General features: G+C 68.0%; 14 protein-coding genes. 10 read left to right on the top strand and 4 right to left on the bottom strand.

Going from position 1 to position 14,384, the window contains the following annotated elements; translation table 11 throughout:
* The first annotated feature begins 1 nt into the window (after window position 1).
* The 5 genes from AC5P7F_RS16595 (at window position 2) to AC5P7F_RS16575 (ending at window position 4,151) form a co-directional block, all read left to right on the top strand.
* Window positions 2-553 carry a DUF3299 domain-containing protein gene (locus AC5P7F_RS16595; RefSeq protein ID WP_164077886.1) on the top strand — a complete coding sequence of 184 codons (552 nt, stop codon included), beginning with the start codon at window positions 2-4 and terminating at the stop codon, window positions 551-553.
* Window positions 543-1,160 carry a DUF3299 domain-containing protein gene (locus AC5P7F_RS16590; protein WP_041863493.1) on the top strand — a complete coding sequence of 206 codons (618 nt, stop codon included), beginning with the start codon at window positions 543-545 and terminating at the stop codon, window positions 1,158-1,160. The genes AC5P7F_RS16595 and AC5P7F_RS16590 overlap by 11 nt, the downstream gene beginning before the upstream one ends.
* Complete coding sequence (locus AC5P7F_RS16585; protein ID WP_049439550.1) at window positions 1,160-1,906, top strand: hypothetical protein; 747 nt, start codon at window positions 1,160-1,162, stop codon at window positions 1,904-1,906. The genes AC5P7F_RS16590 and AC5P7F_RS16585 overlap by 1 nt, the downstream gene beginning before the upstream one ends.
* Window positions 1,907-2,056: 150 nt before the next feature.
* The gene (locus AC5P7F_RS16580; RefSeq protein WP_164077887.1) at window positions 2,057-3,589 is read left to right on the top strand and encodes an MFS transporter; all 1,533 of its coding nucleotides are present in this window, start codon (window positions 2,057-2,059) and stop codon (window positions 3,587-3,589) included.
* A 4-nt stretch (window positions 3,590-3,593) separates the two neighbouring features.
* Complete coding sequence (locus AC5P7F_RS16575) at window positions 3,594-4,151, top strand: TetR/AcrR family transcriptional regulator (RefSeq protein WP_032962647.1); 558 nt, start codon at window positions 3,594-3,596, stop codon at window positions 4,149-4,151.
* Window positions 4,152-4,336: 185 nt separating this feature from the next.
* Here AC5P7F_RS16575 and AC5P7F_RS16570 read toward each other — a convergent pair whose 3' ends face one another.
* On the bottom strand, window positions 4,337-5,218 hold the full coding sequence (locus tag AC5P7F_RS16570) for a cupin domain-containing protein (RefSeq protein WP_164077888.1): 882 nt from the start codon (window positions 5,216-5,218) through the stop codon (window positions 4,337-4,339).
* A gap of 106 nt (window positions 5,219-5,324) precedes the next feature.
* On the opposite strand from AC5P7F_RS16570, the gene AC5P7F_RS16565 reads away from it, so the two are divergent.
* Window positions 5,325-5,861 (top strand): carboxymuconolactone decarboxylase family protein, encoded by a 537-nt coding sequence (locus AC5P7F_RS16565; protein ID WP_134808928.1) that lies wholly within the window; start codon window positions 5,325-5,327, stop codon window positions 5,859-5,861.
* Window positions 5,862-5,900: 39 nt separating this feature from the next.
* On the opposite strand, the gene fdhD is transcribed toward AC5P7F_RS16565, so the two are convergent.
* On the bottom strand, window positions 5,901-6,749 hold the full coding sequence (gene fdhD, locus AC5P7F_RS16560; protein ID WP_164077889.1) for a formate dehydrogenase accessory sulfurtransferase FdhD: 849 nt from the start codon (window positions 6,747-6,749) through the stop codon (window positions 5,901-5,903).
* A 244-nt stretch (window positions 6,750-6,993) separates the two neighbouring features.
* Here fdhD and AC5P7F_RS16555 point away from each other — a divergent pair, with 244 nt between their 5' ends.
* Window positions 6,994-9,279: an FdhF/YdeP family oxidoreductase gene (locus AC5P7F_RS16555; protein WP_014647307.1), complete on the top strand. Its 2,286-nt coding sequence runs from the start codon at window positions 6,994-6,996 to the stop codon at window positions 9,277-9,279.
* Window positions 9,280-9,760: 481 nt separating this feature from the next.
* The gene (locus tag AC5P7F_RS16550; RefSeq protein ID WP_164077890.1) at window positions 9,761-10,300 is read left to right on the top strand and encodes a DUF411 domain-containing protein; all 540 of its coding nucleotides are present in this window, start codon (window positions 9,761-9,763) and stop codon (window positions 10,298-10,300) included.
* A gap of 116 nt (window positions 10,301-10,416) precedes the next feature.
* Here the strand turns inward: AC5P7F_RS16550 and blaL1 are convergent, their stop codons facing one another.
* Entirely contained in the window at window positions 10,417-11,286 is an 870-nt protein-coding gene (blaL1, locus tag AC5P7F_RS16545) for a L1 family subclass B3 metallo-beta-lactamase (RefSeq protein ID WP_134808923.1), read from the bottom strand.
* A 203-nt stretch (window positions 11,287-11,489) separates the two neighbouring features.
* Between blaL1 and AC5P7F_RS16540 the strand changes: the two genes are divergently transcribed.
* Window positions 11,490-11,756 carry a hypothetical protein gene (locus AC5P7F_RS16540; RefSeq protein ID WP_014647303.1) on the top strand — a complete coding sequence of 89 codons (267 nt, stop codon included), beginning with the start codon at window positions 11,490-11,492 and terminating at the stop codon, window positions 11,754-11,756.
* Window positions 11,757-11,765: 9 nt separating this feature from the next.
* Window positions 11,766-12,944, top strand: coding sequence for a low temperature requirement protein A (locus AC5P7F_RS16535; RefSeq protein WP_164077891.1), 1,179 nt, complete (start codon window positions 11,766-11,768; stop codon window positions 12,942-12,944).
* On the opposite strand, the gene AC5P7F_RS16530 is transcribed toward AC5P7F_RS16535, so the two are convergent.
* Window positions 12,941-14,368 (bottom strand): coiled-coil domain-containing protein, encoded by a 1,428-nt coding sequence (locus AC5P7F_RS16530; RefSeq protein WP_164077892.1) that lies wholly within the window; start codon window positions 14,366-14,368, stop codon window positions 12,941-12,943. The two genes, AC5P7F_RS16535 and AC5P7F_RS16530, sit on opposite strands and share 4 nt — an antisense overlap.
* Between the last annotated feature and the right edge of the window lie 16 nt (window positions 14,369-14,384).

The following is a 14,384-nucleotide window of genomic DNA, read 5'->3' as shown; positions in this document are numbered from 1 at the left end:
CATGCGCTGGATGCTGTCATTGCCGATGGTACTGGCGCTGGCAGCCTGCGAGCGGCCGGTGGATACCGGTGTGCAGGCGTTGCCACCTCCGCCGGTTGTCGACCACGCTGGCGCTGCGGATGCGGCGGAGCAGGAACTGGACTGGTTGCAGATGATGCCCAAGGACGAGCTGGCCGCGCTGGAGCGCGGAGAGGGCCCGGAGGTGGAGCACAACGGCAACCGGCGCATGCCGCAATTCGGCACGTTCCGTACCGTGGATACGGTGCTGCAGCGTCCGGTGCGCCTGCCCGGCTACGTGGTGCCGCTGGCCACTGCGCAGGACGGGCGCCTGACCGAATTCCTGTTCGTGCCGTACTACGGCGCCTGCATCCACGTACCACCGCCGCCACCGAACCAGATCGTGCACGTGGTGCTGCCGCGCCCGATCGCCATGCCGGACATGTACTCGCCGTTCTTCCTGGCCGGCACCCTGCGTGACGAGCGGCTGGATGATGATCTGGCCGGTTCCGCCTACACCATGCGCGATGCCCAGCTGAGGCCCTATGAACCGTAGCGCTGTGTTGCTGCTTGGATGCGTCTGGTTGGCAGGCTGCACGTCACCGGGCGGTGATGCCGTGGTGGTCACGCCGCGCGACAAGCCGTTGCCCTCCGCCGCGCCCGAAACGCCTATCGACCGCTGGGACGCGCTGCGGCCGGACGAAGTGACCTACCAGCGCCCGCCCCCGCAGATCGGCTTGTCACGCAATGGCATGGACGGGGTGGGCGGCCTGATCGACGACACCGGCTCGGGCACGCCACCGGGGCAGGAAATCGACCATTCCAGCCCGGATCGCGCCAAGCAGTTCGGCTCTTCGCGCGTGGTCGACGCTGTCGACGGTCGCGCGGTGGATCTGGATGGCTACGTGGTACCGCTGGGCACCAATGATGCCGGCCTGGTCGATGAGCTGCTGTTCGTGCCGTTCTACGGTGCGTGCATCCACGTGCCGCCGCCGCCACCGAACCAGATCATCCATGTGACCCTGGCCACGCCGATCGCGCTGGGCGATCTTTGGGACCCGTACCGGTTGGCCGGCCGCCTGCAGGTGAAGCGCTTCGATGCGGACATTGCCAGCGCGTCCTACGATGCCGCAGCGGCCACGCTGACGGCGATCCACGACTGATGCGCATGCGCTGGATCCTGGCTGCCGGGGTGCTGGTGAGCGCAGTCGTGCTGCTGGTGTGGTGGCAGCGGCAGCGTGCACCCACCGCGCCGCCGTTGGTCGCGTTTCCAGCACCGGCGTCCGACGCCAGCCAGCGCATCGAACAGCGTTTGGGTGACGACCACGCGTTCCGCAACGACGTGCTGTTCCTGCTTGCGGCAACAGTGCGCGACCGCTGCCAGCCAGCGCAGGCGGGGCTGCTGGCGCGCATGGCCAATCGTGCGTCGCTGCCGGTGCTGGCGGCGGTGAGTGCGGTGACCCAGCAGGATCCATCGCTGGACCGGCCGATCTACCAGTACATCCAGCACCGCGCCGACGCGACGCAGTGCGGCCAGCCGCTGCAGATGCCGTTGGCCGGTGGGCGCAGCATGGCGTTGGACATCGAACAGTACGCGCGCACCTTCCCGGACAGCTACTTCGACCCGCAGCGCAGCAGTGAACCCCGGGACTTTGGTGGACGGTCGTTGCAGCAGCGCGCTGGCAACGCCTGCAACAGCGTGGTGTATTCGGTGCTGCCGCTGGGTGGCACCGACTGGCGGTGCAGCAGCCTGCGCGCGAATGCCCGCGCGCGGGTGCGCGGCCTGTGCGAGGACGAGCTGCGGCGCCAGCACGGGGCAACGGGCGGGGAGCTGGACATGGCCGTGGGGCAGGGCATGCAGGCGGCGGTGGTAGCGGCGATTGCTGCGCTGCCGGAAGACTGCCGGTGATGATCCCGGACACCAGCCAAGACCGGGCATGAGGGGCACGGCAACATGAACATTGCCCGGACCGCAATCTGAGCCGCTGTCGCCGCCTTCATAACTATACAGGACATCCTGTATAGTTATCGCCGTAATCCACCCCCACCAGGTTCTCCCATGGCTTCGTCCCAGCCCTTGGCCGGTGCTCCGGCCCTGTCGCGTGCCCGTCGCTGGGCACTGTTGTTCACCGTCGCCGCCGGCCTGCTGCTGGTCACGCTCGACAACTCCGTGCTCTACACCGCCCTGCCCACGCTGACCGAAGAACTCTCGGCCAGTGCCGGCCAGGCGCTGTGGATCATCAACGCCTATCCGCTTGTGATGGCCGGCCTGCTGCTGGGTGCGGGCACGCTGGGCGACCGCATCGGCCACCGCCGCATGTTCCTGATCGGCCTGGTGGTGTTCGGCGTGGCATCGTTGGCAGCGGCGTTCGCCGACACCGCAGGGCTGCTGATTGCCGCGCGCGCCTTCCTGGCGGTCGGCGCGGCCGCGATGATGCCGGCCACGCTGGCGCTGATCGGCCTGAGCTTCCACGAAGCGCGCGAACGCAACATCGCCATCGCGATCTGGGGTTCGGTGGCGATCGTCGGTGCAGCGCTTGGCCCGATCATCGGTGGCTGGCTGCTGCAGCATTTCTGGTGGGGCTCGGTGTTCCTGATCAACGTGCCGGTGGTCGTGGTCGCGTTCGTGGCCACGCTGCTGCTGGCACCGGAAGGCCAGCGCGACACCTCGCGACCGTGGGACCTGGTTTCGTCGCTGCTGGCTCTGGCTGCACTGTCCGGCCTGGTGCTGGCGATCAAGTCGCTGATCGCTACGCCGCCGTCGTATGCGCTGGGTGCAGGCGCGCTGCTGCTGGCCGCCATCAGTGGTGCGGCGTTCGCGCGCCGCCAGCAGCAGCTGCCGTACCCGCTGCTGGACTTTGCAATCTTCCGCAATCCGGCGTTCCTGGCCGGCACGTTGTCGGCGGTGTTCACCCTGTTTGCGATGGCCGGCCTGCAGCTGGTCACCACCCAGCGCTTCCAGCTGGTGGCGGGCTTTTCGCCGCTGCAGGCGGGCCTGCTGGTGTCGGTGGCCGCGCTGGGCAGCCTGCCCAGTGCGCTGCTGGGCGGCAGCATCCTGCACCGGGTGGGCCTGCGCCCGCTGATCTGTGGCGGCCTGGCCACAGGTGCGCTGGGTGTAGGCGTGGTGGCATTCGGCTTCCCGCACGGCCTCGGCTGGGTGGTCGCCGGCATGGCGATCACCGGCTTCGGCATGGGTTCGGCCATCTCGGTGGCGTCCACCGCCATCCTCAACAACGTACCGGCGCACCGTGCGGGCATGGCCTCGTCGGTGGAAGAGGTGTCCTACGAGTTCGGTGGCCTGCTGGCGGTGGCGATGCTGGGCAGCTTGAGCGCGGCGGTGTATGGCGCATTCCTGCCGGTCTCGGCCGACATGCCCGCGCTTGCACGGGAAGGCTTCACCCAGGCGCTGCACGTGGCACGTGAAAGCGGGCAGGGCGAGTGGTTCGCACTGGCCACGGCCGCGTATGACCGCGGCTACCAGATCGTGCTGCTGGTGATCACGGTGGTGCTGGCGCTGGGCGCTTCGATCATCGCGCGCCTGCTGCGCGGGCGCGTCGGCAGCCGCGTGGGTGCGGCCGATCGCGTAAAATGACGCGATGAGAACCAGCAAGCGCGACCGCATCCTCGACGCCGCCGTCAACGTGATCAATCGTGATGGCGTGCGCGCAGTGACCTTCGAGTCGGTGGCGGCCGAGGCCAAGCTGACCCGCGGCGGCCTGCTGTACCACTTCCCCTCGCGCGAGGCGCTGCTGCGCGGCATCGACGAGCACCTGGTGCAGGCCTGGGAGACGTCGATGGAAACGCTGCTGGGCAAGCGTGCAGACGAAGCCTCGGCGCTGGAGCGTTACCAGACCTTCGTGCGCGTCTCGGCGCAGAGCGCTACCCGTGCCGAGCTGATGTTCATGCTCGAATCGGCCGACCCGGACGCCGATGAGCGCCCGTGGGGGCCGGCGGTACGGCGTTGGGCGCCGTTGCCGCCGTCGACCGGGCAGAGCGACCCGGCCGCGCTCGACAATTTCGTGGCACGGCTGGCCGCCGACGGCCTGTGGATCTACGAGGCGATGTACGAGGGGCAGCTGGATGAAAGCGTGCGCGCCCAGGTGGCCGAACGGATCGCCGGGCTGCTGGCGAAGCCCGATGGAACGTCCAGTTGAGCGGGCAGCCGGCGCGCCGACATCGCCCGTGGTAGAGCCGACCGCCGGTCGGCTGCTCTTCGGTCAGATCACGAAAATGCCGCATCGGTAGAGTCGACTGTTGGTCGACTGCCCTTCGGTCGGACAACGAAAATCCCGCGCGTCGCGCGATGGTCGACCAGCGGTCGACTCTACCCCTCATCCATTTACCCAGCCTGCGCGGCGCCCGCGGCCAGCCACGCCCTCGGCGAAGCCCCCAGCCGCTTGCGGAACGCCTTCGACAACGATGCGGTATCGGCAAACCCCACCTCGATCGCCACCTGCTTGACCGCCACGCCGGCCCGCAGCTGCGCGCAGGCCAGGCTCAGCCGCCAGTCCAGCAGGTAGCTTGCTGGCGTTGCCTGCATCACGTCCTTGAACACGGCCGCGAACGCGCTGCGCGACATGCCGGCGGTCGCGGCCATGCGCGGCAGCGTCCATTCGTCCTGCGGTGCCTGGTGCATCGCCACCAGCGTGCGTGCCAGCCGCGCATCGGACAGCCCCCGCATCAACCCGTGGCTGACGCCGGCTGCATCCGGGTGGTCGACCACCCAGCGCAGGATCTGGATCAGCACCACCTCGAACAGGCGGTTGGTCAGCAGCCGTGACCCGCAGCGCTGGCGATCGGCTTCGGCGAACAGCAGCTGCAGGGTGTCATCCAGTTCGGTGATCGCGGCCAGCGGCACCACCATCACCGGTGGCAGCGACTGCACGATCGGATTGCGCGCGCCACCATCGAAATCCAGCGTGGCACAGGTGAAATCCGGGCCGTCCAGCGGAGCGTTGAAGAACACATGGTGCAGCGGCTGCGGATACAGCAGGAGGCTGGGTGTATCGATCTTCAACCGGGGCAGCGCGCTATCGCCCCCAGGATGACGGACTTCCATCTCACCCTGGCGCAGGATGTGCAGGAACGCACGACCGGGCTGCGGCTCGAAGACATGCTGCCCGCACAGCGGGCCACTGTGGAACAGCGCCGCCTGCACCCGGAAGCGTTCCAGCAGCGAGGAGAGTCGATCTGGCGCAGGGGTGGCGGTGCGCATGCTCATGGACGTATGGACAACATATGTGGCGAATTGAGGATGTTGCGTCCAGGGAGTCTACCTAGGATGAGCGGGTCGTCCAATCCCGGGCGCTTTCCCAAGGAGATCCACCATGTCCCGTGTCCCCCTGATCGATGCCGCCAACACCACCGCCGACCGCCAGGCCCTGCTGGGCCAGGTCCACTCTGCCTTCGGCGCCACCCCGGCCATGTTCCGCGCCGTGGCCAACTCGCCGGCTGCCCTGCAGAGCATGTGGGGTTCGTTCGGCGCGCTGGGCGGCGGTCGCCTGTCGCCGCTGCTGGGCGAGCAGATCGCCGTGGCCATCGCCAACCGCAACGCCTGCGAGTACTGCCTGGCCGCGCACACGGCATTGGGCCGCAAGGCCGGCGCCAGCGGTGAGCAGATGGCTGCCGCGCAGATCGGCCAGTCCAGCGACCCGGCCACTGCGGCGGCGCTCGACTTCGCGTTGAAGGTGGTCGAGCAGCGTGCGCAGATCGCCGACGGCGACGTGCAGGCGCTGCGCGCGGCCGGCTTCGATGATGAGCAGGTCGTCGAGATCCTCGCGCATGTGGCGCTCAACCTGTTCACCAACTACGTCAACGTGGCGTTCGACGTGCCGGTGGACTTCCCGAAGGTCGCGCTGCGCTGAGGCGTACCGGGCCGGGGGACGCAGTGCTCCCGGCCATCCTCAGCGGGCGTGGCCGTCGTGCGCCTGCAGCCGCTCCGGATGGGTATACACATTGAACCCGCTTGCCCGCGCGAACCCGACCAGGCACAGGCCGGCGCTGCGGGCCAGATCGATCGCCAGCGCGGTCGGCGCGGACACTGCCGCCAGCACGCTGGCGCCGGCGCGCACTGCCTTGCTCACCATCTCGTAGCTGGCCCGGCTGGAAATCACCAGCAGGCCGCCTTCGATGGCGTGTTCGTTGTGGTGCAGGGCGCCGATCAGCTTGTCCAGTGCATTGTGGCGGCCGACGTCCTCGCGTACCCAGCCGATGCGCCCACTGGCGTCGGCCCAGGCCGCGGCATGGATCGAGCCGCTTGCCGCATTCATCGGCTGGTGCTGCGCCAGGCTGGCCAACGCCCGCTGCAGGGCGGTGGCGGAATAGCTGCGGCGTTCGCGGATCTGCGGCAGTGGGCGCAGCACTTCTTCCAGCTGGCGCGTGCCGCACAGGCCACAGCCACCACGGCCGGGCAGCAGGCGTCCCTTGTCGGGGTCGAGGTTTGCGCCGGGCGCAGCCTCGTCCACGGTCATCTGCAGCTCGATGCCTTCCAGCTGTGGGTGGATATCGATCGACAGCAGCTGCGAGGGCGCGCTGATCAGGCCTTCGCTGAGCGAAAATCCGAGTGCGAAGTCCTCCAGATCACAGGGTGTGGCCATCATCACGGCAAAGGCGGCATCGTTGTAGCGCAGCGCCACCGGCACTTCCTCGGCCACCACGTCGACCTGCTGCTGTTGCGTGCCGCCGCGCCAGCGCTGCAACGGGCGTTGGGCGGTGCCGGCAGGCGGGGTGTGCGGCGGGATCGAATCAGGCATGCAGCGCGTCCGGACAAGGGAGAAACGCGGGCGGGCCACCGCCTGCGGTTTCGAGGATAGCGCAGTGGTCGCGCGCAGACGCGGCTGTAACCGTTGCCATGGCAGGTTGTGCTGAAATCAGCCTGTGCCCTCTGGCGAAGCGCCGTGGGCCGTGCTTGACTGTGCGGCTGGTCGTGCCACTGAATGCACCGCCGGACCGCGTTGTGCCGTTCGTTGTTGCGTTCCTACTGCCAGGTTCCCGAACATGTCCGAGCAGAAACCGCCGCGTTACAAGCCCTACAACCAGCCCGCCGGAGGCTGGGGTGCCGCCGGCGCCACGGCCAAGGTGCTGCTGCAGCAGAGTGTGATCGGCAAGGGATCGAAGGCATTGCTGGCGATGAACCAGCCCGGTGGCTTCAAGTGCCCCAGCTGCGCGTTCCCCGATGCCGACGAACGCAAGAAGCTGGAGTTCTGCGAGAACGGCGCGAAGGCACTGGCCTGGGAAGCCACCCAGTTCCGCGCCGGCCGCGAACTGTTCGCCCGGTACACCGTGACCGAACTGATGGCGCAGACCGACTACTGGCTGGAGATGCAGGGCCGGCTGACCGAGCCGATGCGCTACGACGCAGCCACCGACCACTACGTGCCGTGCAGCTGGGACGATGCCTTCGCGCTGATCGGCCGCCACCTGCAGGCGCTGGACAGCCCGCACCAGGCCGAGTTCTACACCTCCGGCCGCACGCCCAATGAAGCCGCGTTCCTGTATTCGATCTTCGTGCGCGAGTTCGGCACCAATAATTTCCCGGACTGCTCGAACATGTGCCACGAGCCGACCAGCCGTGGCCTGCCGCCGGCCATCGGGGTGGGCAAGGGCACCATCGTGCTGCAGGATTTCGAGCATGCCGAGGCGATCTTCGTGATCGGCCAGAACACCGGTACCAATTCACCGCGGATGATGAGCAACCTGGTCGAGGCGCGTAAACGCGGCATCCCGATCGTGGCGGTCAATCCGATGCCCGAGCGTGCGCTGATCCGCTTCGCCGAGCCGCAGGACGTGGTGCAGATGGCCACGTTCGGTTCGACCGAGATCACCAGCGAGTTCGTGCATATTCGCATCGGCGGCGACCTGGCCCTAATCAAGGGCATGATGAAGGTGATGTTCGAGCGTGAGGCACAGGGCGAGCGCGTGCTCGACCATGATTTCCTGTCGGAACACACGGTGGGCCTGGAGGCGCTGCGCGAAGACGTGATGGCGCAGGACTGGGACCAGATCGTGCAGGTGTCCGGCATTTCGCAGGCGCAGATCCGCCGCTGTGCGGAGATCTACATCCGTTCCAAGGCCACCGTGATCTGCTACGGCATGGGGCTGACCCAGCACCAGTACGGCTCGCGCCTGCTGCAGCAGGTCGCCAACCTGCTGTTGCTGCGTGGCAACTTCGGCAAGCCCGGCGCCGGCATCGGACCGATCCGTGGGCATTCCAATGTGCAGGGCGACCGCACCGTCGGCATCGACGAGAAGCCCAAGCCGGCCTATCTGGACCGCGTGCAGCAGGTGTTCGGCTTCGACCCGCCGCGCGAGCATGGCCACCACGTGGTCGAATCCATCGAGGCGATGCTGGACGGCAGCGCCAAGGTGTTCATCGGCCTGGGTGGCAACTTCATCCATGCCGTGCCCGATACCCCGCGTGCGTATGAGGCAATGCGTGGCCTGGAGCTCACCGTGGGCATTGCCACCAAGCTCAACCGCGGGCACCTGGTCCATGGCCGCGATGCACTGATCCTGCCGGTGGTGGCGCGCTCGGAACGCATCGTTACGCCGGCCGGCGAGCAGTTCGTCACCATCGAAGACGCGATGTCGAATGTCACCGCGTCGCGCGGGGTACTGGAGCCGGTCAGTGCCGAGGTGTTGCCCGAGGTAGAGATCGTCTGCCGGATGGCACTGGCCACGCTGCCGGACAGCAGGGTTGACTGGGCCGGCTGCATGCACGACTACGCGCCCATCCGCGAGCTGATTGCCGCGGTGTATCCAGAGATCTACACCGGCTTCAACGAGCGCATCCAGCAGCCACACGGTTTCCATCTGGACATTCCGCCGCGCCGCCGGGTGTGGCCCACGCCCAATGGCAAGGCCAACATCCTGGTGATGCCCGGCCTGGACGTGGACGATCCGGTGCACGATCCGGACATGCTGCGGTTGGCCACGGTACGCTCGCATGATCAGTACAACACCACCATCTACAGCTACAACGATCGCTATCGCGGCGTGTACAACGATCGCATGGTGCTGTTCATGAACATCGAGGACCGGCTGGCGCGCGGGCTGGAGAAGGAGGCGCTGGTCAGCCTGGAGACGATCAGCGGCGATGGCGTGCAGCGCCGCATCGAGGGCCTGACGGTGCTGGACTACCCGATGCCGCGCGGCGCGCTGGCCGGTTACTACCCGGAACTGAACCCGTTGCTGCCGCTGGACTACTACGACCGGATCAGCGGCACACCCGCAGCGAAGTCGATCCCGGTGCGGATGCGGGCGATGGCGGCGGCGATTGCGTGACGCGCATCGGCTATCATCGGTGGGTGAACCTGCCTGGCCTGCTGCTGCGATGGATGCTGCTTGTCGCCCTGGTGCTGAATGCACCGGCGCTGGCGCTTGCCTCGTCTTCGTACGGCGGGTCGGCCAACCAGGATCACTGCGCTGCACCGCACGCGGCCGCGCTGGCCGCAGCCGGCTGCTGCGATGATGCGGCTCCGTCGGCTTGCCAGAGTGGTGAATGCGAATGCCCGCCGGCCTGCCTTGGCATGCTGGCCACGTTGAGCGGAACGCCCGCCTCGCCGTGGCGCGAGGCGCCTGTAGCTGCCCGTTCCCAGCAACGCGCATCGCCCCCGATGCCGGACCCGTTGCGTCCCCCCATCGTGTGATGTCCTGCAGGCGCTCGAGCGCCTGCCATGACTGTTCGACTCTTTCTCGCCTCTGCCTGCGCCTTCGATGCGCGGGCGGCGGGCCGCGTTGCCCGCCTCAGCAAAGGAATCACTCAATGAACCGTTCTCTCTCCCTCGGCCTGCTGCTGGGCACCGTGCTGGCCACCACCGCCTGTGCACGTGCCGCCGAAGAATCCGCCGCCGCACCGGTCGCCAGCAAGGCACCGGTGGCACCGATCCAGGCCAGCCCGGCCAAGGTCGATCCGGCCCTGCCGGTGGCCATCGTGCACAAGACCGCCAGCTGTGGCTGCTGCGGTATCTGGGTCGACCACCTGAAGGCCGCGGGCTTCCAGGTGGACGTGCGCGATACCGATGACATGAATCCGATCAAGGTCCGCCTGGGCGTGCCGGTCGGCAAGGCCTCCTGCCATACCGCCGAGATCGGCGGTTATGTGGTCGAAGGCCACATCCCGGCCGAGGACATCAAGCGCCTGCTGGCCGAACGCCCGGCCGCACGCGGGCTGGTGCTGCCCGGCATGCCGGCCGGTTCGCCGGGCATGGAAATGCCGGATGGTTACGTGCAGCCGTACACCGTCGAGCTGGTGCGGACCGACGGCAGAACCGAGCCGTTTGCCCAGCACGGGCAGGGTGGCTGATGGAAGGCGGGTGCCGGTCGTCCTGACCGGCACCCTTCGACGCGTCTTGTGTAGGGCTGAGCCTATGCTCGGCTGTGTTTGGCCGGCAAGCCGAGCATGGGCTCGGCTCTACAGGATCAGCGTGCCGTGGCTGTTTCCTTGGCCAGCTGTGCGTCGAACTTCTTCTCGGCCGCATCCGCGTAGGCCTTGCAGGTCAGGGCGTTGGCTCCGGCCTCTGCACCCGCGGCATAGTTCCAGTTGCTGGCGCCCGGATGCGGCGTCAGCAGCAGGTCGCAGGGCAGGCCGCGCACCGTAGCGAAGCTGCGCCGGTAGTCCTCGACCAGGCGGGGATAACGGGCGTTGCCCTGCAGCTGGTAGCCCGGCGCACTCAGGCTGTCGGCGTAGGCGATGCGCACCGGCTGGCCATCGCGGGTATCGGTCCAGGTCCAGGCGGTGCTGCCTGGGGTGTGCCCCGGCATGAAGTGCGCGGTGAACGCGATGCCGCCTACGGTGACCCCTTCGCCATCCATGATGATGCGGTCGGCGCTGGCCGGCGGAAAGGTGATGCTGTCGCCAAAGTGCAGGTCGTTGCTGCCACCGCGCGCCAGCAGCACGGCCGATTCGGCGTTGGCCGCTACGCTGGCGCCGGTACGGCGCTTCAGCTCCGCCACTGGCCCGGCATGGTCGGCGTGTGCGTGGCTGAGCAGGATCAGCCGTAGATCCTGTGCTGCCACCCCGCGTGCCTTCATGTTGTCCAGCAGGTGACCGGCCATCTGCGGCATGCCGCCGTCGAGCAGTACCGCACCGTCTGCGGTCTGCACCAGCAGCGCGGTCAGGTCCTCGGTGCCGATCTGCCAGGTGTGGTCGGCAATCTGCAGCGGTGCCATCGGCTGCAGCCACGAGGCGTCCACGGTGTAGGCCTGCAGCTGCGGCAGCGGTGCGTCGGCGGCAGTCACATCAAAGGCAAGTGTGGCAGTCAGGGCAAGGGTCGTCAGGCAAAGGCGCATGGCGGAGAGGTGTCTGGGCAGGGTCGGATGAAACTACCACGCGGGCCGGGCGGACCGTTTCGCGAATAATTCATGGCTGCGATAAGGTGCGCCGCAGCCTGCCCAGGGATTGTTCGCTGGCCATGGATTGTGAATCCACCTCCACGGGCTGGAGCGCAGAATCGGCCGGGCCTAGCCTGCTACCAGGCTCAAGGAGGTGGACCATGCACGTGCTCATGGTGATGCTGGGTGGCGTACTGCTGCTGGGGGTATTCGTGCTGTTTGGCCATCTCTGGAGCACGGGCACCTCGCAGCTGCCCACGGCACTGATCGCCTTCATCGCCACCTGGCTGCTGGTGGCCGTGGCCAACATGTGGGTAGGGGTCAGCAAGGCCGGCTACGCGGTACGCGAGGAGCTGCCGATCCTGTTGCTGGTATTCGCCGTGCCGGCGCTACTTGCCGGTTTCCTGTACTGGCGCCTGGCGCGCTGAAGGAGTTCCATGAGTACCCGACTGCGCCTGCCCGCGCTGCGCCACCGCGATGGCCATCATGCCCGCGTGACCTACGAAGAACTGTTCTTCGACCTGGTCTACGTGTTCGCGGTCACCCAGCTCAGCCACCATCTGCTGCACCACCTGGATCTGGCCGGCGTGCTGCAGACCCTGGTGCTGTGGTTCGCGGTCTGGCTCGGCTGGCAGTACGCGTGCTGGGTCAGCAACTGGTTCGACCCGGAGGCGCCGCGCATCCGGGGCCTGATGTTCGCCACCATGCTGCTGGCGTTGTTGATGTCCTCGTCCATTCCCGAGGCGTTCGCCGATCGTGCGTGGATCTTCGCCGGGGCGTACGCCACGATGCAGGTCGGACGCACCGCGTTCGTGCTGCTGGAAGTCGGCCGCAACCATACGTTGGCGCCGAATTTCCGCCGCATGCTGGCCTGGGTCAGCGTGTCGGCCTGCTTCTGGCTGGCCGGCGCGGCGGCCGAGGGCCACCTGCGGCTGGCACTGTGGGCGATGGCGGCGGCCTGCGAATACATCTCGCCGATGTTCGGCTTCGCGTTCCCGGGCATGGGCCGGTCGCACACCCGCGACTGGACCATCGAGGGCGGTCACCTGGCCGAACGCTGCCAGCTGTTCGTCATCGTCGCACTGGGCGAGACGTTGCTGGCCACCGGGGGCGTGCTAAGCGACGTCGAGCACTGGAGCCTGCAGGTGATCTCGGCGGTGCTGGCCACCTTCGCTGGCACGATTGCCATGTGGTGGCTGTACTTCGGCATCTCCAGCCGCGATGCCACAGAGGCCATCACCCACGCCGAAGACCCGGGCCGGATGGGCGCCAATTTCCATTACGTGCATGCCCTGCTGATCGCCGGCATCATCGCCACCGCGGTGGGCAACGATCTGGTCATGGACCATCCGGCGGCGGCCGTCACCACGGTGTACGCCACGGTGATGGTGGCGGGCCCGCTGATCTATCTGCTGGGCAGTGCCCTGTACAAGCACGTGGTCTATGGGCGCGCGCCGCCCTCGCACCTGCTGGGCGCCGCCGCACTACTGATGCTGGGCCTGGTGTTGCCCTGGATGCACCTGCTGGCCGCCGGATGGCTGACCAGCCTGGTGCTGCTGGGCGTGGGGTTGCTGGATGCGCGGCTGAAGCGGCGCACCCGGCCGTTGCCGGGCTAGAACCCGCCGCCGGTCTTGAAGTCACCGCCGCCGCTGATACCACCGCCGCTGTGGAAGCTGCTGCCGCTGGAACTGGAGCTGGAGCTGGAGCTGGAGCTCGAACTGGAGCTCGAACCCGAGCCGGAACTGCTGGAACCGCCCGAAAGCAGGTCGAACAGGCCGCCAGAGGAGCGGGTGGTGCTTCGGCTGCTGGTGGTGCTGAAGAAGGATGCGGCGACGGTGGCCGGCGCGGCGGCCCGGTAGCTCGGCGCCTCGTAGGCCTGGCGCTCGATGTCTGCTGCCGCCTGGTAGCTCCTCCGCGCCGCCTGCAGGCTGTCCAGGCGCTTTTTCAGCACGGCCATTTCGCGGGTGTGCTCGCCTACCATCCCATCGATCTCGCCCAGGCGCAGGCGACTGCGATGGATGCGCTCGAGCACGGCATCGTCCTCGCCGGAGGCGGTGGCGGCCACGCGCCGGTACAGGTCGTCCATGCTCTTGGCCGACAGCGTGCGCGCCAGCGCGGTGAGCAGGGCGCTGCCTTCGGCATCGGTCCAACTGCGGAAGCCGTCGATCTGTGCCTGCTTGGCATCCACGGTCTGACGATGCAGCTGCTCGGCCAGCAGCGCCTGCGCTACTGCGCCCTGTGCCGTCTGCAGCTGCTGGCGCAGCGGGTCGCCACCGGCGCGGGCGAGGGCGGCATCGCGGGCCTGCTGTACCGGTTGGCGGGCCGCCTCCACGTCGTCGCGGGCGCGTCGGGCATGTTCCTGCAGATAGGGCGGAAGCTCGACCAGCGTGGCGTACTCGCGACGGGCACGGTCAAAGCCGCACAGTTCGGCCAGCCAGCCGTCGACGGTGCGCACCAGTGGCCAGCCGCGGTAGGCCGTGCTGCCGTAGCTGCGCCGGTGCAGGTACATGAAGATCGGGTCGGCCTGATAGGCGCCGGCCTTGGCGTCATGCTCCGATTGGGCAGAGGAAGCCATGCGCTCGACCGTGTCGGCACGCGCCACGGCCAGCTGCAGGTCGTCCTGCAGCGCCCTGTAGGTAGGTTCCGCTTCCAGCGTGGTGTCCACCTGGTCCTGCAGGGCCTGCCAGCGTCCGCCGGCGGCGTCGCGTGCGGCAACGGCCTCCTGCGACCGCTGCTGCAACGACTGCTCGATGTCCAGCAGCGCCTGCAGTTCGTCGTCCAGCACCGCCGCTTTGCGGTCACGGCGCTGCAGATCGGCGCTGGACTGCTGCAGCAGGTCCCGGGCCAGCATCGGCGGCGCATCGTTTGCGGCCTCGGCCTGCAGGCGCGCCAGGGCGTTGAAGTCGTCGCGGACCCGCCCGTGCAGCGCTTCCTGTTCCTTGATCAGCTCCCGGCACTGGTCGCCACGCGCGGCCAGTTGTGCCTGCACCTGGCCGATATCGGTCTCGACATCGGCAATCGCGTCGTTCAGGTCTCTCATGTCAGTTCCTTACCCA

The sequence above is a fragment of the Stenotrophomonas sp. YJH_SMC_105-26 genome (genome assembly GCF_059368915.1).
This window is presented reverse-complemented; position numbering and strand designations above follow the sequence as displayed.